Source organism: Amedibacillus sp. YH-ame6 (assembly GCF_053848845.1).
Genome location: NZ_JBSPEZ010000002.1, coordinates 131,104 through 151,572, shown reverse-complemented (window position 1 = coordinate 151,572; position 20,469 = coordinate 131,104). Strand labels below are relative to the sequence as shown.

The 20,469-nt window shown below is 32.5% G+C and carries 25 protein-coding genes; 16 read left to right on the top strand and 9 right to left on the bottom strand.

The features are described from left to right. Complete coding sequence (locus ACWG0P_RS02380; protein ID WP_455800316.1) at positions 1 to 219, top strand: hypothetical protein; 219 nt, start codon at positions 1 to 3, stop codon at positions 217 to 219. Positions 220 to 1,151: 932 nt separating this feature from the next. Here ACWG0P_RS02380 and ACWG0P_RS02375 read toward each other — a convergent pair. Further along, positions 1,152 to 1,775 (bottom strand): hypothetical protein, encoded by a 624-nt coding sequence (locus tag ACWG0P_RS02375; protein WP_455800315.1) that lies wholly within the window; start codon positions 1,773 to 1,775, stop codon positions 1,152 to 1,154. 284 nt (positions 1,776 to 2,059) lie between these two features. Between ACWG0P_RS02375 and ACWG0P_RS02370 the strand changes: the two genes are divergently transcribed. Together ACWG0P_RS02370 and ACWG0P_RS02365 are read left to right on the top strand one after the other, a co-directional pair. Further along, entirely contained in the window at positions 2,060 to 2,551 is a 492-nt protein-coding gene (locus tag ACWG0P_RS02370) for a helix-turn-helix domain-containing protein (protein WP_455800314.1), read from the top strand. Positions 2,552 to 2,602: 51 nt separating this feature from the next. Beyond that, the gene (locus tag ACWG0P_RS02365; protein ID WP_455800313.1) at positions 2,603 to 3,079 is read left to right on the top strand and encodes a DUF5626 family protein; all 477 of its coding nucleotides are present in this window, start codon (positions 2,603 to 2,605) and stop codon (positions 3,077 to 3,079) included. A gap of 1,336 nt (positions 3,080 to 4,415) precedes the next feature. Here ACWG0P_RS02365 and ACWG0P_RS02360 read toward each other — a convergent pair. Both ACWG0P_RS02360 and ACWG0P_RS02355 read right to left on the bottom strand, forming a co-directional pair. Beyond that, a complete protein-coding gene (locus ACWG0P_RS02360; protein WP_455800312.1) occupies positions 4,416 to 4,952 on the bottom strand; it encodes a GNAT family N-acetyltransferase in 537 nt (178 codons plus the stop codon). Between the two features lie 25 nt (positions 4,953 to 4,977). Beyond that, positions 4,978 to 5,685, bottom strand: a complete 708-nt coding sequence (locus tag ACWG0P_RS02355; protein WP_455800311.1) for an ATP-binding protein — start codon at positions 5,683 to 5,685, stop codon at positions 4,978 to 4,980. A gap of 85 nt (positions 5,686 to 5,770) precedes the next feature. Between ACWG0P_RS02355 and ACWG0P_RS02350 the strand changes: the two genes are divergently transcribed. After that, on the top strand, positions 5,771 to 6,421 hold the full coding sequence (locus ACWG0P_RS02350; protein WP_455800310.1) for a Crp/Fnr family transcriptional regulator: 651 nt from the start codon (positions 5,771 to 5,773) through the stop codon (positions 6,419 to 6,421). A gap of 240 nt (positions 6,422 to 6,661) precedes the next feature. On the opposite strand, the gene ACWG0P_RS02345 is transcribed toward ACWG0P_RS02350, so the two are convergent. Continuing rightward, the gene (locus ACWG0P_RS02345) at positions 6,662 to 7,336 is read right to left on the bottom strand and encodes an HAD family hydrolase (protein WP_455800309.1); all 675 of its coding nucleotides are present in this window, start codon (positions 7,334 to 7,336) and stop codon (positions 6,662 to 6,664) included. A 143-nt stretch (positions 7,337 to 7,479) separates the two neighbouring features. On the opposite strand from ACWG0P_RS02345, the gene ACWG0P_RS02340 reads away from it, so the two are divergent. From ACWG0P_RS02340 to ACWG0P_RS02315, 6 genes are all read left to right on the top strand, one after another. Next, the gene (locus tag ACWG0P_RS02340; protein WP_455800308.1) at positions 7,480 to 8,784 is read left to right on the top strand and encodes an Mbeg1-like protein; all 1,305 of its coding nucleotides are present in this window, start codon (positions 7,480 to 7,482) and stop codon (positions 8,782 to 8,784) included. 70 nt (positions 8,785 to 8,854) lie between these two features. Continuing rightward, positions 8,855 to 9,406 carry a PadR family transcriptional regulator gene (locus tag ACWG0P_RS02335; RefSeq protein WP_455789839.1) on the top strand — a complete coding sequence of 184 codons (552 nt, stop codon included), beginning with the start codon at positions 8,855 to 8,857 and terminating at the stop codon, positions 9,404 to 9,406. Between the two features lie 42 nt (positions 9,407 to 9,448). Beyond that, positions 9,449 to 9,898 carry a DUF3784 domain-containing protein gene (locus ACWG0P_RS02330; protein ID WP_455800307.1) on the top strand — a complete coding sequence of 150 codons (450 nt, stop codon included), beginning with the start codon at positions 9,449 to 9,451 and terminating at the stop codon, positions 9,896 to 9,898. Positions 9,899 to 10,328: 430 nt separating this feature from the next. Beyond that, on the top strand, positions 10,329 to 10,622 hold the full coding sequence (locus ACWG0P_RS02325) for a hypothetical protein (RefSeq protein ID WP_455789841.1): 294 nt from the start codon (positions 10,329 to 10,331) through the stop codon (positions 10,620 to 10,622). A 74-nt stretch (positions 10,623 to 10,696) separates the two neighbouring features. Beyond that, the gene (locus ACWG0P_RS02320; protein ID WP_455800306.1) at positions 10,697 to 11,158 is read left to right on the top strand and encodes an S-ribosylhomocysteine lyase; all 462 of its coding nucleotides are present in this window, start codon (positions 10,697 to 10,699) and stop codon (positions 11,156 to 11,158) included. Positions 11,159 to 11,383: 225 nt separating this feature from the next. Next, positions 11,384 to 12,643 carry a S8 family serine peptidase gene (locus ACWG0P_RS02315; protein ID WP_455800305.1) on the top strand — a complete coding sequence of 420 codons (1,260 nt, stop codon included), beginning with the start codon at positions 11,384 to 11,386 and terminating at the stop codon, positions 12,641 to 12,643. Positions 12,644 to 12,694: 51 nt separating this feature from the next. Here the strand turns inward: ACWG0P_RS02315 and ACWG0P_RS02310 are convergent, their stop codons facing one another. The 3 genes from ACWG0P_RS02310 to ACWG0P_RS02300 form a co-directional block, all read right to left on the bottom strand. After that, entirely contained in the window at positions 12,695 to 13,192 is a 498-nt protein-coding gene (locus ACWG0P_RS02310; protein WP_455800304.1) for a hypothetical protein, read from the bottom strand. A 136-nt stretch (positions 13,193 to 13,328) separates the two neighbouring features. Beyond that, complete coding sequence (locus tag ACWG0P_RS02305) at positions 13,329 to 13,697, bottom strand: hypothetical protein (protein WP_455800303.1); 369 nt, start codon at positions 13,695 to 13,697, stop codon at positions 13,329 to 13,331. Positions 13,698 to 13,702: 5 nt separating this feature from the next. Beyond that, complete coding sequence (locus tag ACWG0P_RS02300; protein WP_455800302.1) at positions 13,703 to 13,912, bottom strand: hypothetical protein; 210 nt, start codon at positions 13,910 to 13,912, stop codon at positions 13,703 to 13,705. 120 nt (positions 13,913 to 14,032) lie between these two features. Between ACWG0P_RS02300 and ACWG0P_RS02295 the strand changes: the two genes are divergently transcribed. Beyond that, positions 14,033 to 14,557: a TetR/AcrR family transcriptional regulator gene (locus ACWG0P_RS02295; RefSeq protein WP_455800301.1), complete on the top strand. Its 525-nt coding sequence runs from the start codon at positions 14,033 to 14,035 to the stop codon at positions 14,555 to 14,557. A gap of 39 nt (positions 14,558 to 14,596) precedes the next feature. Here ACWG0P_RS02295 and ACWG0P_RS02290 read toward each other — a convergent pair whose 3' ends face one another. Together ACWG0P_RS02290 and ACWG0P_RS02285 are read right to left on the bottom strand one after the other, a co-directional pair. Continuing rightward, on the bottom strand, positions 14,597 to 14,962 hold the full coding sequence (locus tag ACWG0P_RS02290) for a DUF6483 family protein (RefSeq protein WP_455789848.1): 366 nt from the start codon (positions 14,960 to 14,962) through the stop codon (positions 14,597 to 14,599). Between the two features lie 12 nt (positions 14,963 to 14,974). Continuing rightward, a complete protein-coding gene (locus ACWG0P_RS02285) occupies positions 14,975 to 15,955 on the bottom strand; it encodes a Gfo/Idh/MocA family protein (protein WP_455800300.1) in 981 nt (326 codons plus the stop codon). Positions 15,956 to 16,073: 118 nt separating this feature from the next. On the opposite strand from ACWG0P_RS02285, the gene ACWG0P_RS02280 reads away from it, so the two are divergent. The 5 genes from ACWG0P_RS02280 to ACWG0P_RS02260 all read left to right on the top strand — a co-directional run bounded on the left by ACWG0P_RS02280 (position 16,074) and on the right by ACWG0P_RS02260 (position 20,430). After that, positions 16,074 to 16,868 carry a Tim44 domain-containing protein gene (locus ACWG0P_RS02280; RefSeq protein WP_455800299.1) on the top strand — a complete coding sequence of 265 codons (795 nt, stop codon included), beginning with the start codon at positions 16,074 to 16,076 and terminating at the stop codon, positions 16,866 to 16,868. Further along, the gene (locus ACWG0P_RS02275) at positions 16,834 to 17,223 is read left to right on the top strand and encodes a (deoxy)nucleoside triphosphate pyrophosphohydrolase (protein WP_455800298.1); all 390 of its coding nucleotides are present in this window, start codon (positions 16,834 to 16,836) and stop codon (positions 17,221 to 17,223) included. Before ACWG0P_RS02280 ends, ACWG0P_RS02275 begins: the two co-directional genes overlap by 35 nt. Positions 17,224 to 17,239: 16 nt before the next feature. Continuing rightward, complete coding sequence (locus ACWG0P_RS02270) at positions 17,240 to 17,869, top strand: hypothetical protein (RefSeq protein ID WP_455800297.1); 630 nt, start codon at positions 17,240 to 17,242, stop codon at positions 17,867 to 17,869. A 114-nt stretch (positions 17,870 to 17,983) separates the two neighbouring features. Beyond that, positions 17,984 to 19,165 (top strand): PstS family phosphate ABC transporter substrate-binding protein, encoded by a 1,182-nt coding sequence (locus tag ACWG0P_RS02265; protein ID WP_455800296.1) that lies wholly within the window; start codon positions 17,984 to 17,986, stop codon positions 19,163 to 19,165. Positions 19,166 to 19,200: 35 nt separating this feature from the next. Then, on the top strand, positions 19,201 to 20,430 hold the full coding sequence (locus tag ACWG0P_RS02260; protein ID WP_455800295.1) for an HD domain-containing protein: 1,230 nt from the start codon (positions 19,201 to 19,203) through the stop codon (positions 20,428 to 20,430). Positions 20,431 to 20,469 lie beyond the last annotated feature (39 nt).

The window sequence follows — 20,469 nt, the reverse complement described above, 5'->3', positions numbered from 1 at the left end:
ATGAAAATTCTTGTAGGAAGTGTTTTAAAAGCAGACGTGATCAAAGATACAATGCTATCGATTGAATCTATTGAATTTGTGTATGAAGGTAAGCAGGGGATGAATATGGTGTTCTCCTGTGATTGTGTAGATGAAAAAGCGACTGTTCGTCTTGTCAAAGACATCTTAAAAGAAAGAGACGAATTAGGAGGATTATTCTATAACGTATCGGTTGAATAAGTAGCGTATAAAAAAAGGCTTACGCCTTTCAAACTGTTGACAAAATCGAAAGAATAGGTTGGTAGTTGGTTCTTTAACATCTTGTATTCGTAGATAAAAATCAATACTGCAAGAGCAAAACTGATTGCCTGAAAAAATTTTGTTTAACAATCCTCCAACAATAGAATGAAGAAAACTATCAAAGGAGGACTTTTATATCTATTAATACTATGTGCTATGCGCGTGGTCAGACTTTAAGTGAAAGAAAGGTATCTAAAAATGAAAAAACACCACCATGTTATAATTCAATAGGTTTGGCGACCACAGAAAATAACAGGAGGTGCTGTTTACGAAAGAAACAGAAACATTATCACATACAAGCTACGTTTGTAAATATCACGTTGTGATATTATCAAAATATAGTTAAATGGTAATTTACACCAGTCTATGAAAAGACATAGGAAACACCATATTTTCAAAGCCTAATCACGATAATTGCAATACTATAGATCAGTTAATGTTGCCAATAGATATTTCAAAAAAATAATAAAAATAATTCAGATGTATTCTTTGGCAAAGCTAAGAAAGGTTTGACCTTACATTCGTGTGTGGAAAAAGTATGTATAGGAGCAATCAACCAAGGGTGTTTTTTGAAATCTCGGTATATATCGCAAACCTTATGGGATTAAATTAGTATAGTGCATTGGCGAGTCAAAATTTGAAGCAAATGCATATAAACTTCCATTTGAAAAGGAGATCTACAAAAAACCATGAGTTCTCCTATTTGTACTTTTTAAAAATACTAGGAGAAACAACTCCAACTGCAATTAATATAGACCCTAAGATGAAGGTATGCCTAATTATGAGAAGCCATAATCCAATGATCAATAAGGCCAAAGAAATTCTATGATTTTCAAAATAAGCATTAAATGCTTTCCATAATCTCTTAATCATTATACAACTGTGTGTAGTTTCTGTGGAGATGTCCATACAGATTTAGTTCCTGGAACTACAGTAGTATAACCTGAATTTGTATAGTAAGTTGTCTTCCATCTTTGTTCTACCCATCCATGCCATATTCTAGTTTGCCATTCTCCAATATAATAAGCTTCAGGGATCATTCTGCCTGCAATCCATGAGGCAACGGTTACCAAAACACCGGTAACTGGAGATAATTTTGAAATTGCTGCTATAACACCAACAATCATTCCTGCATCTCCAATAGTAACTGATCCCTTCCCTTTTCCTTTTTGATTCGTTTTCCAAGCAGTTTCTGACGGAATATTATATCTAGGTGATGCTGAAATAGCAATAGCTTCTCCCTCTGAAATTTCTGTATTTTGGACCTCTCCTGTAGTTTCATTTTTGATTGTCAGCTCATTCATGTCAGCATTAATGGTATAGTCGCCATCTTCCGTTTCCACATGGACCGTATGTTGTTCTGCACTCATGTTCTCATAGGTCAGTGTTGACAGGGAATCATCTAAATCTGTAACTTGATATTTATTCTCTCCTATTTGAATTACCTTAATTTCTTGTTGCTCTGTTGCATTTACAGGAAGGGTAAGTCCTCCCATTAATAACAGAGTTGTTAATATTGAACATACTATTCTTTTCATGTGATATCCTCGCTTTCTTCTGTTCACTCTATGAATCGAATATTACCAAACTACCAAGCAATTTTAAACCTCTGTGATAGTCACCTCCTGAGAATACTATTACACGAAACAAGCAAACATGAAAGCATCAATCAGTTTACATTGTAACTTTTTAGTTTACATTATAAAATAATTCGTATTAAATATGAAGTTGAAATCGCTAAATATTTTTGTTATACTGTCCAGGGAATGGGGTGGCACTAATGCATGGTGAGAAGTTAAAGGAAGCTAGAATAAGTAAAAATATGTCGCAGAGCGATGTAGCTAAAGAATTAAACATATCAAGGCAATCAATTTCGAAGTGGGAAAATAATAAAAATACTCCAGATTTGGAGAATTTAATACTTCTTGGGAAGTTATATCAAATACCTATAGATAAACTGATAAATGGAAATAATGAGTTAGATATAGAAGACAAGCTTAATAAAGCAGAAATTACAATTGATAACAGTAAAACCGAGAATTTTCTATGGGTTTTATTATTATTCTTATGTTGTTTCACAGTGATTATTGCACCGCTGGGATTAATTTTAATTCCTTTTATTATATATAAAAACAGAAATAATAAAACTTTCAAAATTCTAATTTTTTCTATAAGTATCTTCTGTACAATAATCAATATTTATCAATTATGTATGATTTATGGAGATCATCAGAAATCAGAGCAAATGATAATGATTGAAGAGATCGAATGAAGTTTGCTTTATTTGCCTTAATACTTTTAAAATAACATCGAGGAGAAATCTATGAAAAAGAAATTTATTAAAATTATAATAGCAGTTTTCACAATATTTGCAAATATAGGGATTATATCTGCAAATGATAGTTTGAATGATAAAGAAATGGAGGTTAAATTTAACTTATCGCAAGATGGCTTAAATACTGAAATATTTGTAGATAAAGAAGGTATACCCGTTACAATAAAGGTTGAAGAAATAATTGGAATACCGAGGTCTATAGAAAATAAAACATATAAAATTTCTACTCAAAGGTCAGGATCATGGAGTGCAAGTTATTATGTCACAGTTTATAACTATAAATTTACTTCTGTGAGTAACGCCACGTCAATTGCATACACTGGTTCATTTGTAAGTAAGAATTTAGTTGTCAATTCATCTCAAATGGTCACTTATTATCTTAAGAGAAAGATAGGCATAGTGATTACGAATTTGTATGTGAGAACGGAAATAGTTAATAAAAATCTGATTGTATCTGTAAAATAAGATGAGTTTTGTAAATTCCTTGTGTTCTTTGGAAGTCTAAAATAAATTGGTATTCCCATAAAAATAGAATAGAATTGAAATAGGGATAGCGTACTCCAATTCACTTTTACGGGAGATGTATTTCATGGCGTTTTAAAAAGGTAATATAATAGAGTGGTTAATCAACAGAAAAAACAGGGAAATGAGTACTATGAATCAACCATAGAATGCTCAGATACCTGTTTTTTTATATGCCGAGAAATAAATATGCACTATGTTATTTAGATTTGTAATTATCTTTTACTTTTTTATCTCGTTAGTCAATTTTAAGACAATTGTTTTTCGAATAAAACACATGTGGATTTAAAGCTAAAACACATCTTGTTCTGAACTGAGAGAAGTTATTGATTCCATTCGAAATATTGAGATACGAACGGATTTGTCCGTTTATGTTTTCACAAAGTGCATTACTTAGTTTTTGTTATCAAATGGGCGCTTAAAAGAATTGAAATTTTAATTCTCCAATTTATCAACATAGATACAAACTCATTATATTCAGATATTCCAGATTTATTAAAAGCAACAATGATTGAATCTATCCAATCCATACGATCATTTTCTTTAGTAGTTTTATTAAAATGCAAATACATTTCTTTAAGATGAAATCAAAAAACTAAAGATTCACTAATCTTAAGAATCATATCCAGCAACTGCCGTTTATCCATTTTTTCAATAAGACCATTCCAAGATTTTAAGAATCTATAGCTATGACTTCCATATTCTACTTGATACATTATATTTAAACAAATACGACGAAAAGCATCCATCAGATATTTCATCACATGGAATGAATCTACAGCGATTATTGCGTTCTTCTAAAGGGATTTTATTAAAGTAATTAGATAAATCTACTTTGGAGCGGTATGGAAGAATTTTAAACAAGGAGCGCTACTTATTGTCAACTAACACACATAAGTAAGCAGAACCTGATCTTCTAGTCATCTTAAAGTGGATTTCATCGCTGCCATTCAATCTAATATTTCCTATGAGCATTCTCTCGGGTTGTGCTGTATTTCTTCTTGTAAATGCACATCATAAACAAATAAATCGCTAGAATTAACATCATAAGATGCAGAGACGGATATATGAAAAGTTGCGTGCGCTATCTCAGTATTAATGAATAACATACAGATAAGAAGAATAATAATTCTTAGTTTCTTAAATATCGGCATAGATACAACTCTTATGTTTATAAATGTAAGTGCTTGTTAATATGATTATAGTTTTATGTATAAATTAGAAAGTGTCTAGTAAAAAAATGAAACCCTTTCATATGAGAAGAGTTTCGTTTATTTTTCTATTTCTGCGATTGTTCAAATGTCAAACAGTTTATATGTTCTGTTTTTATTTCATTCAATAGTTTACAATCTACATTCTCAATGGTGCGTACATATTGAAAACCGCATTTTTCTTGTGTACGTTTTGATTTTTCATTTCCATCATAATAACCACACCATACTTTTTTCATATGGAGATCTACAAATGAATAACGTAACAACTCTTTCACTGCTTCTGGAATATATCCTTTTCCCCAATGTGGACTACCAATCCAGAATCCTATTTCTGCTTCATCCTCAGGGATTGAAATATGACTGTTTTTCCCGATCATCAATCCGATACTTCCAATAACTTGTTTTGTTTCTTTTAAAACAACTGCATAAGTTTCTGGAACCGCAAGTATATTACGGATGATTTCAAGGCTGTTTTCTACACTTGTATGAACTGGCCATCCAGCACTAGGACCAACGAGTGGATCTTTGGCATATTCATATAAATCCTGTGCATCACTATCTAACCATGGACGTAATATCAACCTTTCTGTTTCAAAGTTCATAAATATCCCTCCTTTATTAGGGTGATTATACCATAGAGGAATCTAGAATACTACCATCGGTAGATATGGTTACCACACTCCATGGGATGAATTTACCACTTGTTTGTAAAGCGGTTTTTACTGCGTGTTCAATTCCACCACAACATGGTACTTCCATTCGTACAACACAAACACTTTGAATGTCGTTGTTGTGAATGATTTCTGTTAATTTTTCTGCGTACTCGATTTGATCTAATTTAGGACATCCTATGAATGTAATTCTATTTTTCATAAAACGGTTATGGAAATCTCCATACGCATAGGCAGTACAATCTGCCGCAATCAATAGATTGCTGTTTTTAAAATATGGGGCTTGTATAGGTGCTAACTGTATTTGCACAGGCCATTGTTGTAAAGCTGAAGAGGCTGGAGCAAGTGCTTTTTCACTTGGACTTCTTTGAAACTGTTGTGCATGTGTGGAAGGACATCCACATGGAAGAGGTTCCTGTTGTTTCTTTGTTTCCATATGTTTACGAACGGATACTTCATCATATGCCAAAGCTTCTCGTTCGACAAAAGAAATTGCTCCTGTTGGACATGTAGGCAAACAATCTCCTAACCCATCACAATAATCATCACGCAGTAGTGTGGCGATTCCATCCACCATGCCAATGGCACCTTCATGACATGCATCTACACAAATTCCACATCCATTGCATGCTGCTTTATCTATCTGAATAATTTTTCTTAACATTGTTGTATCCTCCTTGTGATTACAACACAATCTTACTATACTATTAGGGAAAGATATGTTGTAACTACAACATATTGGTGAAATTATGAAAACTTCAATGATAGAATCCTTTGCATTATTTCAACATATTCAAGAAACAGAGTTGGAACATGTACTACAAAACTTACAAGCATACACTAAGAGTTACGAGAAAGGGGATTTTATTCTGTATACAGGCGATTATGCACCTTCTATGGGGATTGTGTTGTCTGGTGATGTTTCTGTCGTACAGAGGGATGTATGGGGGAAAGAAAATATATTCCATCAAATTCATGAAGGAGGTATGTTTGCGGAAACCTATGCATATCTAGAACACGAACCCCTTATGGTAGATGTAATTGCCAATTGTAAAAGCGAAATCCTCTTCCTAAATATACGTGCGCTATGGGAATTACCAATGAATAAGACAAATGCAAGTTTGATGAAGAATCTAACTCATATACTTGCGCAAAAGAATTTACATCTATCAAGAAAAATAGAACATATTACACCAAGAACGATACGAGAACGTGTATTCTCTTATTTACAAGATCAAAGCATTAAACAAAATACAACCCATGTTCATATTTCATTTGATCGTCAACAGCTTGCGGATTATCTTTGTGTAGAACGAAGTGCATTATCGCATGAACTTAGCAAGCTACAAAAGGAAGGAAAAATCAAATTAGAGAAACATTTTATAGATTTGATTATATAAAAAAATATCCATCTATTTGACGGATATCTAGAAAATATAAAAAAAGTGTTAATGCTATCGATCTGGGGGAAGATATACTGACTTACCTATATGGGTGGGGGAAGAAAGAATAAGCCAGCTGATAGCATTAACATAATAAATATACAGTATAATTCCAAAGAAATCAATACATTTCACCAGAAATTGAATCTTTTTATTTTGTATACCACTTTTATTTACAAATAATGTATAAATTTCTAATTATTCTTTGAAAATCGACATATCAAATGAACGATAATCTGTAATCACTTGATTTACACCAGCTAAGTTTTCATATTCCTCAATTTTTTCTAAGCTAGTAATCGCGATGATGTTTGCGGCATGTACTGCATGTGCATATTTTATACCTGATAAAGAATCTTCAATAATCAAACATTCTTCTACAGGAACTTGTATAGCTTTTGCGCCATCTTGGAACATGCTAATTTTATTTGCATGTGTTCCATCATCGTAAATGATATTATCTATACAAAACCAACGCCCCAATTGAAATCTTTGAATAAAGAATTCGATATTCTCCTTTATAGAAGCAGAACAAATCGTCATTGGAATATTTCGTGCTTTCAATTCATCTAAGACCTCTTCAAGACCTTCTACTAAATGATAGTCATCTTTTAAGTTTGTACATATTTCACGATAAAGAGCTTCTTTATCTTTTGATAATTGTTCATTCTCTTCATCACTTACACTATCTTTTAATAGTAACTCTATAATTGTTTTATTGGTTCTACCATGCATTTGTTCCATTTCTTCTTCACTAATATCAATTCCACGATATTTCTTTGAGAAGACACCCCATGCTTTTTTATGTTGTGGACTATCAAATACCATAGTTCCATTAAAATCAAATAAAACACCCTTTACATTATGTACCATATCCTATTCCTCCATTGTACCCATTGTATTGCGAGTTACAAAAAAAGACAAGAACTTCCTTACAAAAATGATATCTCTATTCATATGAAGTTCCTTGTAATTTTGATGAAAAGATTTATAATGATTCATAAAAGGGTGAGAGTATGCTAAACGAAAAAACATTTTATGATGTATCCTTGTTATCGTATTTTGATTGTTATGAAATTGGTGAAAGTGTTGCGGATTTCATAGATTATATTTTACAAGATGAACAGTTAAGAAAAGATTATGAAAGTATGATTGATTTTTCTTGTAACTTACAAATGGTAGAAAATATACAACGCGATTTATACGAAACGATGTATGTAAAAGAATGCTTCAATGACAATGCACAAAGTGGTGTAGTTTACTATGTGTTTGAATGCGAAGAAGCACTTATCTTTGCGATTCGAGGTAGCGAAGCATTGGATCATGTTCACCAGACATGTGGATGGGAAGATTGGATGGATAATTTCAGAATGTTTTTGAAGAATCCTACTTACCAACAAGTACTCACTTTACATCATATTCAAAATACAACGATAGATAAGCCATTTTATTTATGTGGGCACTCCAAGGGTGGAAATCTAGCTTTGTTTTGTGCATTAACGATGAAGGATGCTTTGGAAGAGAAATTGATGGGTGTTTGTAGCTTTAATGCGCCTGGAATTACTCGTTCCATTTTATCGGTATATCAACGTCGTGCGAAGGATCCACAATTTCTAAAGAAACTTACTATTTTTGAGAATGAAAATGATACTATCTCTTCTTTCTTCGAACATCTGAAAGAACCAAATTATATAAAATCATGTTATCCATGTAACAATTTGATCCAGCTTTATCACAATCATAATTTATATGCGATGGATTTTGAAGAAAATCTATATTTATTAGCTGAAAAGAAAACAGGTATGCCAAAACTGGTATATCATTTTGTGAATGATTTCTTTGTGAATCTGAAACAAGAACGTTTGGAATCGATTGTTCATCATATGGATGATTATTTTATGAGTGGTTTATCGATGAATGAATTATATAAAGTGCTAATTTATCATATAAGTAAGTATACTTCTTTATTTGAAGATATTAGTTATGAAGAAGTAGGGAATATCTCCTTCCAGGATTTAATTGATCGAAGAAAAACAAAATTACTCACAGCGAAAATCAAGGATTTACAACCAATGGATTCTATTTCTAAAATGGCAACTGAGTTAAAGGCAAATAATCCAATTGCTAAGTTAAATGAAATAGATGTGAAGGAAGTTACATTAGGAATCATAGAGAATTATGAACTGTTAATGAAAGAAAAAGCGAAAGATATTCAAAACTTCGTAGTAGAAAATAATGAAAAAATTATACAAGCGATTAAGTCTATAAGAAATAGAGAAACACCTAGTGAAATTGAACAAGAAGCAGAAGAACTGGAGTAGGGTTGCATAATTTTGTCATCTGATGTATTCTAATAGTAGAATATCACAACATTAGAAAAGAGGAAATGATATGCCTTTAAAACATGCAATTTTGGGTTTATTAAATTACACGGATATGACAGGCTATGATATTGATCGCTATTTCAAATCATCGATAGCGTTCTTTTGGCATTCCCAGACATCACAAATTTATAAAGAATTAAATACGTTGAGTGATTTGCATTGGGTTACTAGTGACATTGTGTATCAAAGCGATAAACCAAATAAGAAACTTTTCCATATTAGTGAAGAAGGGAAAGTAGAACTTCACCGTTGGTTGGCAGATGCCAATTTAGAAGATATCATGAAATATAAGAATCCATTGTTAATTAAGATTTTCTTCTCTAGCAATATTGATATCGATCAAACAATGCGTTTATTAGAGAAATATATTCGTAATTGTTCAGACATTATCGATGAAATGAATGAGGATATCAATAGAATCCCTGAGTTTGAAGAGAAGATTCATAAAGATAATGAATCCTTCTTTTGGGGAATGACTATGACGTATGGCTTTATGTATTATCAAAATGAAATTAAATGGGCAAACTGGTGTATTGATAAACTAAAAGAAAAAATTTAATCTAAACTTAAAAAAAATAAAGATGATCTAGGAGGCGCGCATATGGCACTCATGTGGATACTTGTAGTTGTATTTGCTATTATGACTGTGATATTTTATATGGGAAAAGGTGCATTTTTAATCGCAGGATATAATACTAGTTCTCAAGAAGAAAAAAATAAAATCGATGAAAAAAAATTGTGTCATGTAGTGGGAAATGGAACATGTGTTATTACATTAACAATACTTGCGCAAATTCTTTTAGAAGATGTTCTTCCTGTCTGGTTCTTTATGGCAGTCATGGCAATAGATATCGTATATATATTAGTGGCAGGAAACACAAGGTGCAAACGTGATTCCTCTGAGCCATTACCAGAAACAAATACCAAAAGCAAGAAGATATCCATAACAGTAAGTATCATAATTGGTGTTGCGACTTTGCTCATCGTAGCGTTCTTTTTGATGAGTGGAAATGTTAGCATCGAAGTAACAGATACCAATTTAATTGCGTAAGCAACCCTGGTAGAAAGTAAAAAAGTTAAATTTAGCGATATTCAAAAAATAGAACTAAAAGAAGACTTAGATTTAGGCAGTAGAAAAAATGGTCTAGGTGATTTCAAAGTAAGTGCTGGACACTTTAAAAATGAAGCATATGGACGATATATGTTATACATCTTTAAGGATTGTAAAACAAACATACATTGTTCTCACTCTAAAGGATCATTCTATCCTTGTGGTAAATGAAAAAACAGAAAAAGAGACAAAGCAGCTATACAATACATTAGAAAAGAGGATTCCATAACCATTCATTAAGTTCCTATTGAACCTAACTTGCTGCCAATATGTTCCATGGCTGAAATCTTTATATTTTTTCTAAGGTATTTTGACTATCGAACAAATAGTGCTATAATAAAAGTGTAAATTAACGAAAAGGAGAAGTACCATGGCAAAATTACAGATGCAGGATTACTTGGATTGTTTACAGGCTAAAAAACAGGAAGCGCATGATAAACAATGGTTGTACATTGAAGTAAATGCAAAAGATTTACTTGAAGAATGTGAACCAGGGATTAAAAATCAAAATGTATGTTGTAAAGCAATGCTAGATGCAATGCTAGAAGGTGATGGTTTTATCGTAGAACCAAAAAACAAAAGCAAATGTGCAGCTAGTCTAACTGTTCGTTATTATGTAGATAACCTTAGCCCTGAACGTAGAAAATACGCAGAGGTAAACTAATGTAGTAAGTGAGGCAACCATTGAGGTGGTTGTTTTTCTTTGTTTTATGGTAAACTATAGAGGAGGTGAAAGAAATGAATAAAATAACAAGCTTTTGTATTGATCATGATATATTAAAGAAAGGAATGTATGTATCTAGAATCGATGGAGATGTCATAACTTATGATTTGCGCATGGTAGTACCTAATGCTGGAACATATCTAGAAAATGATGGACTACATACCTTTGAACATTTGTTTGCGACTTACGTTCGTAATTCAAAATATAGTGATGCAATTGTATATGCAGGTCCAATGGGATGTCGTACAGGGTTTTATTTTCTTACAAGAGATAGCATTTCAAAGGAAGAAGCAATTCAACTTATCAAGGATACGATGAATTTTATTAGGGATTTTGAAGGTGATATACCTGGTGCACAAGAATCAAAAGAATGTGGAAATTACTTAGATCATAATCTAGCAAAGGCAAAGGCATATGCAAAAGATTATGCGAATGTACTTCGTAACTGGAAGGTTGGGCAATTGGCATATAAATAATAAAAAGATTCAGTTCATAGTTAAAATTATGGATTGATTTTTTTATTTCTAAGTGAGTGTATTTTATAGTTGATGTACGATATGTATAAAACACGCGATAGTATTTGACAACTTTTTAAATAGGTTTACTATAGTAAGTAAAGATGAAGTTATAAAAAGAGTTTTGAAATAATATGAAGTTTGTATAATTAATAAAGAAAACTAAAGAAAGAGGGAGGGTATTTTATGAAACGTTTCTTTATGAAACTGCTTAGTTTATGTACATGTATTGCACTTGTTGGTTGCCAAAATACAGTAGATAGCGAAGATTTGAAAGGGTATAGTGCACAGGTTGATTTGAAAAAATTAGCAGAAGGGACACCACAGTTTGCAGTGGATAATGTATTGCCTTATCAATGGGAAGTAGAAAAACCAGATACATTGCCAGAAATTGAAGAAGATGGTATGGGATGGGATTTACGTCATAAAGATCTTCGTGCATTTGATTTACGTGATAACAATAATTTTTCGTATGTTACATACGATTTAGCTACCTTATGGCCTCAACAACTTCCTGATAACTATGATCCAAAAAGCATTATGGAAATAGGAAAAAATCCAGGATTAGGAATACGTGCTCTTCATACGCAAGGAATCACTGGGAAAGGTGTTAATATTGCGATTATTGATCAAAATTTACTTTTGGACCATATTGAATATAAAGAAAACATTCAAATGTACGAAACCATTAATTCTTATGAAGAAAAGAGTGCTTCGATGCATGGACCAGCAGTAACTAGTATTGCGGTAGGAAAAACAACTGGTGTTGCGCCTGATGCAAAGGTCTATTATATTGCGACAAGTTTAAGTGATTTAAAAAAAGATAGTAATGGAGAAACTGTATATGATACGAATTTAAGCTATATGGCAAAAGGTATTGAGCGTGTGCTAGAAATTAATAAAGCATTGCCTGAAAAGGACAAAATTCGTGTGATTTCTATTTCTAGAGGGTTTGCGGATTTAAGTAAAGAAGATGAAAAAATGGTGTATGATGCAATTGAAAAGGCAAAAAAAGAAAACGTCCTTGTGATTACAACAAGCATGGAGATGAATTATGGTATTGGATTATTTGGGTTAAATCGTTTACCAATGGGGGATGCAGATGATACAAATACATATAGTTTAGGTTCTTGGATGAATCCTCGTTATATTAATAACTTCAATACTATTTATGCACCTATGGATTGTAGAACATATGCAGGATTTACTTCAAATGATGACTATAGTTATGGAGCAGTAGGTGGTTTGAGTTGGACATGTCCTTGGTTAGCTGGAATGTATGCATTATGTTTACAAGTGAATCCCAATCTAACACCTGATACATTTTTATCCTTAGCAAGTAAAACAAGCATAGAGCTATTGGATGAAAATGATTCTACAAAGATATTGAAATTAAATGTTGTAAATCCTGAGGCACTTATAGAAAAAGTAAAAGCAATGAAATGATAAAAGCAACTCCTTTGTTCATGTAGAATGTTACATGATGAGGAGTTGTTTTTATGTAGTGAACCTTTTAAATATCATATAGATGCCAAATGTTATGAAACAAAGACTTACGACCATACCAAGAAGCGAACTGCTTGTGGAAGCATAAGTAGATTTTTGCATAGTTAGTAATGCACATTGTATTGCGACAATCGATACGCAAGCATCCGCAAAATTAATGATTTTAATAACAGAAAACACTGGTTGTTTTTTACCTCGTGCTTGAAGGACTCCATAAATCGCAAAGCCGATTTTATAAAAAGCGATTGCAGCAACACCAAACACAATATACTGCGGATAGGCGATTACTTGATTATAGGTATACATCCAAATACAGCATAAGAGATAAGAGATCCCTAGTGCACCCATAAAATAGCCGCTATGATGATATATTTGAATTTGTTTATCGTAAGAAGAGGATTCTCCTTGATTACGCATGAACTTAGCACAACGATGTAATACATGTGCTTTACTTATACAAATGGTTAGGTAGTAAAGAGAAGTTATCATGAACCAATAAGATGATAACAAAAGACCGATCCATAACTTAACAATCGCAATTCCTAGGTTCAATAACGTGGAACATAAGGTGAATGAAAAGGTTCTATGGGATGAATACTTTTTTAACAAGAACAACATGTGTAGCTTATTTTATTTTGACGCAGAAAGGCAACAAGCCTAATAATAGTAGGATTCCTACTATACCAATACAACTTCCTAGAAGTATTTGTTCATACACCATAGATATACTCATACCAGCACCAAAGCATAGGATGCCAAAAATACATAAGATGAAAAGTAAAATTGCTTTTCCATTTATGTGTATGGGTGTCATTTGTTCCATTCTGCGATAGACAAGAATCATAATGAATAAGACGATAAGTCCAACCACACCCATTACGATACCTTGGTTGAAAAGGTTCCACTCAGGTAGTAAACACATACACATTCCTAAACCTAACAACAAAATTCCAAGCGTACCTAATATTAAGGATACATACGTACTTTTCTTCATATCTTCTACCTACTTTCCTCTTTGTTCTGTTTTTCTTTCTTTAATCGTTCTTTTGCGTCTTCAATAGATTCGCCATCATGCGTTAAATAGTTGTCCACAAATTTATCTTCAATTTTTGTGTAACCTTCCACTACTTCAGATTCAATTTTTTTATAGCAATTGATCACGGCCTTTTCGATTTTTTTGTTTGCTTGAATAAGTTTTGATTTTGCCATATAAATATACCTCCTATAAACCAACACTTGTTGTAATATTACAATTACAGTATAATTTCATTAAGCGTAGGTTTCAATCATCAAAAACGCAACATTTGTTGGAATAATGGAGGATATGTTATGAATATAGCGAACAACGCAAGACGAAAAGCATCTCAAAAGAAAATTGAAAATGCTTTTATTGAGTTGATTCAGGATAAAAAAGTAGAGGATGTATCAATTACTGACATTTGTTCGATTGCAAAAGTTAATCGTTCTACGTTTTATGCAAATTATGTAGATATATATGATTTAGTGGAAAAGATACGAGAAAGAATGTTGAATGATTTCTTTTCATTATATGAGGATGAAATGAACCATAAGTATAATTCAAATGACTTTTTAAAACTATTTCAGCATATCAAAGAAAACCAAATGTTTTATCATACGTATTTCCATTTAAACTTTGATTTGGACAATATAATTACTGCCTATGATACTGATGCTGCAAAGAGGTACTATAACAATGAGTTTATAGAGTATCATATGAATTTTTTTAGAGGGGGAATTACCTCTATTATCAAAATGTGGTTAGCAAACGGCTGTGATTTGAGTTGTGAGGAAATGTTCCGTATTATTAAATCGGAGTATCAATATAAGGGATGAAAAAAGCATCTTCTTCTCAATCGAGAAGAGGATGCTTTTCTATAATTGAATACCAAATTGATCAGTGATAAATGATAAATCGTTATATAACTGATTTCTAGAATATCCACTGTTTGTTAATTCGCTTTCTGTTCTTGCGTTGATTTGATCAAAACAAGATAGGGCAACAGATAAGAACTCCATATTTCCATCTTCAAAATCATCTTTGATTAAGGTCACAGCTTCTTTATATTTCCCTTCATCAATTAGCTTTCTTAATTTACGAAGATAGTTTTTTGCTTTTTCGTCACTTAATTCTTCTTCTTGCACTTCTTTTGATGCTTGTCTATGGAGAAACACTTTCCCTATCATTCCAGTGATATCTTCAATTTGACGCATGATAAAATCATTTTCAAATATGCTCATAGGGTTGCCATATTAGTTTTCATCTGTTGGAAATACAATATTTCCATCTTTACGTAAAGCAGTGTATACTTCCATAACATTACGACTATAAACAAGATGTTCATGACATTCTTCTAGAGCATTTTCTTCAAATTGTTTTTTGAAGTCTTGTAATTCATAGAAGAGTGAAATTTCATTTTGTTTCACAGATATTTCTTCATCAGTACCATTTACATGAATGGTAAAGCTAGCACATTTGCTTGTTTCAGAATGTAATGTGATATATCCTTTTTCACCTTGTATTTGTGAAATGCATTTACTCTTAGTATCTTTACATCCTACACATACTGCTTTAAAACCATCGTATTCTAGAATGGATACGCCACTTGTATCGATTCCATTAGGATGTTTATTAGGGAAGTAGTGAAGGTCTTGTGGTTTTCCAAATAGACCAATTACAAAATGTAAGTTATAAATCCCAATATCCGCTAATGCACCACCTGAAAAAGCAGGGTTAAATACATTTGGAGTTTCACCAGCAAGTAGTTTATCATAACGACTAGAGTACTGTGAAAAATTACACTGTACCATACGAATGGTTCCTAATCGTTTGATTTGTTCCTTAATTAGTTTATAGTTTGGCATATGTGCAGTAACGATTGCTTCATGTAAGAATAAAGAATGTTCTTTTGCATATGCAAACAGAGTATCAAATTCTTTTAGAGTAGAAGCGAAAGGTTTTTCACAAATGACGTGTTTCCCAGCCTTCATTGCTTTGAAGGAATGTTCATAATGTAAACTGTTTGGGGATGCGACATAAATAAAATCAATATCTTCCCTAGATAACATCTCATCCAAATTCGTATAAATATCCGTAATATGATATTTTTCCGCAAGATTTTTTGCATTTTCTTTGTTACGTGAATACATTGCCACACATTCTATATCGTTTTGTGTAGCGGCATTTAAGAACCAGTCAACAATCATACCAGTCCCAATTGTTGCGACTTTCATAAAAACACCTCCTAGTACCAATACTATAGCATATTTTAAGTTAAGAATATAGTAAGGATTGTTTCATTTACATACTGGAAAGGCTTCGTTATAATGTAAGTAGACAAAGGGGAAAGTTATGAAGAAAGTAAACAAAATAATATATTGTATCATCATGATGTTGTTATGTATCGTTCCAATCCAAGGTAGAGCAGGAGGTGGAGGCTCTGGAGGAAGCGGTGGAAGTGGTGGCTCAGGAGGATCAGGGAGTTCATCGTCTTCTGGATCTTCATCTTATGGTGATTCAAGGGATGGAATATTTATTAGTATAGGATTTGTTGGACTTATGATTTTTGGGGCAGGATCTTCTGCTTATTATTTTCGTTATCAAGTTTATAAAAAGAAAAGAATAAGTGGAAAACTTTTAAAAGAACTGGACGATATAGATGAATTCTGGGATGAACGTCGTATACAAAAACAAGTGGAAGAAATTTTCTATCAAGCACAAAGTGCATGGACAAATAAGAATATAGAGATTTTAAAACCATATGTAAGCGAAGACTTGTTTGAGAATTGGCGTATGAAAATTGATTGGATGGATATACGCAAAGAACGCAATATATTAGATAAGGTAAAACTATTATCAAGCCATGTTGTAAGTATTTATGATTCCAAAGTAAATGAACATGATATGTTTTGGGTGTGTATTAGAGGGAAGATGGTAGATTTTAAAATCGATGAAGTAGAGGAGGTTATCATCGAAGGAGATAAAAGATCACACGAGTTTTTTGAATATTGGAAGTTCATTAGAAAGGATAATACAATTTTATTAGATGAAGTACGACAAAAAGATGAATTAGATCTTCATACGCTAGTTGATCTTAGTGAGGAGTTACATGATGAAGACGATACAAGTAGTTTGCGGAATCATTAAACAAAATGGTAAATATTTGATCGCAAGAAGAGGAAAAGGTGTACGTGAAAATATATGGGAATTTCCAGGTGGTAAAGTAGAGGCAAATGAATCTCTTGAAGAAGCAGTTCAAAGAGAAATCAAGGAAGAACTAGAAATCGATGTGAATGTAATGCGTCATGTACTAGATATTATAGATGAAAGGGAAGATATGATACTACAGGTATCTGCATTTCTTTGTGAGTTTGTATCTGGTGAGATAAAGTTACACGCTCATCATGAAGCTTGTTTTGTACGGGCGAATGAACTTACTGCGTATTCATTTGAAGAAGCAGATCAACCAATCTTGCAGGCAATTATAGAGAGTTCATATTGAAGTAGGGAGAAAGAATATGGGAATGATAAAAAAAGTTTTTCGGTTTCAAAAAGATGTATTATCAATTAAGCCTGATATGTATATAGGTGGAAGAGAGTGGTTATTCTGTTTCATGTTTTGTTTTATTAATTTACCAGTTGCGCTAGTTGTGTGCGTTTGTATTTTTATGTTCAAAATATATGATACTGAAGACTCTGTATTTTTAAAAGCTTCAAAAAAATTTAAAATATTCAATGTTTATTTAAGTGGTTATATTTTGTTTGGACTTACTATGTTGGTTTTCTTTTGTATATTTATGCTTATTGGATTACCATTGCGCTTAATTACTACAGGAAACCTGGATGGTGTATTTTCCGAAATGTTTATGTTCACAATGAAAGATAGTATAGAAATACTATTTTGTATTTGTCTTTATCAGTTTTCAGTGTTTTATATGCTTGTGATGAAGAATAAAAAGGATTTTACAAATACCTGGAAACTAAGGTTATTTATGATGCTATTAAGTTGTTGTGGACTCGTATTCTTTTTTGCTAGGATATGGATTTTAGAAAATGATGTAGCACTAAATATGATGTATGCACTTGTTTGTGTAAGTGTTTTCGCCTTACCAATAACAGCCTGTACATTCAATGATAAAATCGTTTGATATCTTAGTAAAGTCCAAATTATCATTCGTATAAATTTATCTGAAATGCTTCAATGTTTTAAATAACCAAGGTATCATGAATATAGAGAAGATCACTCTATTGAAGGAGAATCTATGAAGAAAAATACAAAAATTAATATTGCATTGATTGTAGTAACATTTATATTAACTATAATATCGCTTCCCCAAACAATAATATTTTTGCTATATTCAGCGTGGTCTTCTACCCATGTGTATATGCAATATGTAGCCGTTATCCTAAGTGTATCTGTTTATGGAATCGTTTGGTTAATGGTTATAAATTATGTTGTTCATCAAAAGATGGCAAAGTTTAAAATTCTGGCTGTTTTCCTATTCCCTTTGATTTTGAGTGGAGCTACTTATGCAGGTACACTTGCATATGATGCATATCAAGATCGTTATGTGAAGGTTTCAACAGAAGTTGATTTAGAACAATATAGACCATTTCAAAGTAAGCTATTAGCCACGTTAGATCAAAAGGCAAGTCTTCAAATAGAAGAACCAGTGATTACATTGGATGGAGCTACTGCATTTTATCCTGTATATGCATCGTTTGCACAGGCAATCTATCCTGAAAAAGAATATCCTTTATATGATGGGGATGTTACTTGTTATACAACCCCTGATGCTTATCGACGATTGTTAGAAAAAGAAAGAGATATGATTTTTGTATTTGAACCAAGTAAAGAACAACAAAGTGATTTTGACAATGCGAATGAAACGATGGTGAAAACACCAATCGGTAAAGAAAGTTTTGTATTTTTCGTGAATGCGGCTAATCCAATAGATTCCTTAACAAGCGAACAGATACGCGATATTTATAGTGGAAAGATAACAAACTGGAAAGAGGTCGGTGGTAAGGACGAAACCATCAAAGCATATCAACGACCAGAAGGTAGTGGTTCTCAAACAGCATTGTTAAGTATGATGAAGGATACACCAGTGATGCAGCCCATAGAAGAAAATGTGGTACAAGGAATGGGGGGAATCATTTCACAAACCGCAGATTATCAAAATCGTGAAAATGCGATTGGGTATTCATTTCGATACTTTGCAAAGGAAATGGTAAATAATAAAGAAATAAAACTTTTGAAAATTGATGGAATATCACCAGATAAAGAAAATGTACGTAATGATAGTTATCCGTTTATATTTCCATTCTACGCGATCCACTTAGAATCCAATCAAAACGAAAGAATAGATACGTTATTACAATGGATTACTTCCTCACAGGGAAAAGAGCTGATTGAAGAAAGTGGCTATGTTACGTACTAAAAACGTAGTATACTATAGAAAAGGGGCGTGAGATTATGTTAAAGACGAATGAAACCAAGGTCATGAGAGATCCAATTCACGGATATATCCATGTGGACTTACAAGTGATATGGGATTGTATCAATGCTAAGGAGATGCAAAGATTACGCCGGATTCATCAATTAGGTGGAGATTTTCAGGTATATCATACTGCAGAACATTCACGTTTTTCACATTCTTTAGGGGTGTATGAAATTGTACGACGTATGGTAGAGGAAATTGATTCCTTAAGTAAAGAATTAACGGAATATGAAAAAGCTTGTGCAATGTTAGCTGGACTTTTACACGATATAGGACATGGACCTTTTTCTCATGCATTTGAAGGCATCAGTGTATATAAGCATGAAGAATATACAGTAAAGATAATTATGGAAGATAGTGAGATTCATGATATTCTAATGCGTTATGACCCTAAACTTCCTTCTGATGTCGCAAGTATTATTTTGTATCAACATCCTAAAGAATGTATGAACCAATTGGTAAGTGGACAATTGGATGCGGATCGTATGGATTATTTATTACGTGATGCTTATTTTACGGGTACAAGTTATGGGAATTTTGATTTGGAAAGAATCCTAAGAACAATCCGTGTGAAAGATGGAAGAATTGTTGTGAAAGAAAGTGGTATTCATAGTGTCGAGGATTATATTATGGCGCGATACCATATGTATTGGCAAGTTTATTTACATCCTGTAGCACGTAGTTATGAAGCTCTTTTATCCATTATGTTTCAACGTATGAAAGATGTCTATACGCTTCACCCAGAAATCTTGAAGGATGTGCCAATGTTTGAACCATTCTTAGCTGGTGAAGAGGCTAGTATTCATGACTTACATCGTCTTGATGAATCTGCAGCTTTATATGGATTTGCATTACTCCAAAACTGTGAGGACTTCACATTAAGTGATCTGGCTTATCGATTATTGAATCGTCATCTGTTTGAATATATTAGTAGTAATGATCCTGCGGATGTGGAAAGAATCCGTGAAAAAGTAAGAGAAATGGGATACGATGATACGTATTATGTATTTCAAGATGCTGTTTCACAAAAGCCATATTCACCATATGCAGGAAAAGAAGGAACACATAATATTTGGGTATTAAGTGATAGTGGAGAAGTGAAAGAGTTATCGAGTGCGAGTGATATTGTACAAGCTTTAACAAAGGTAGATTTGAAAGAAGAGGCAAAAATTTACTTCCCAAAGGAAAAAATATCTATTTCCTAAATTCGTAGTAAAATGTTTTCTTAAAGTATGATACAATAG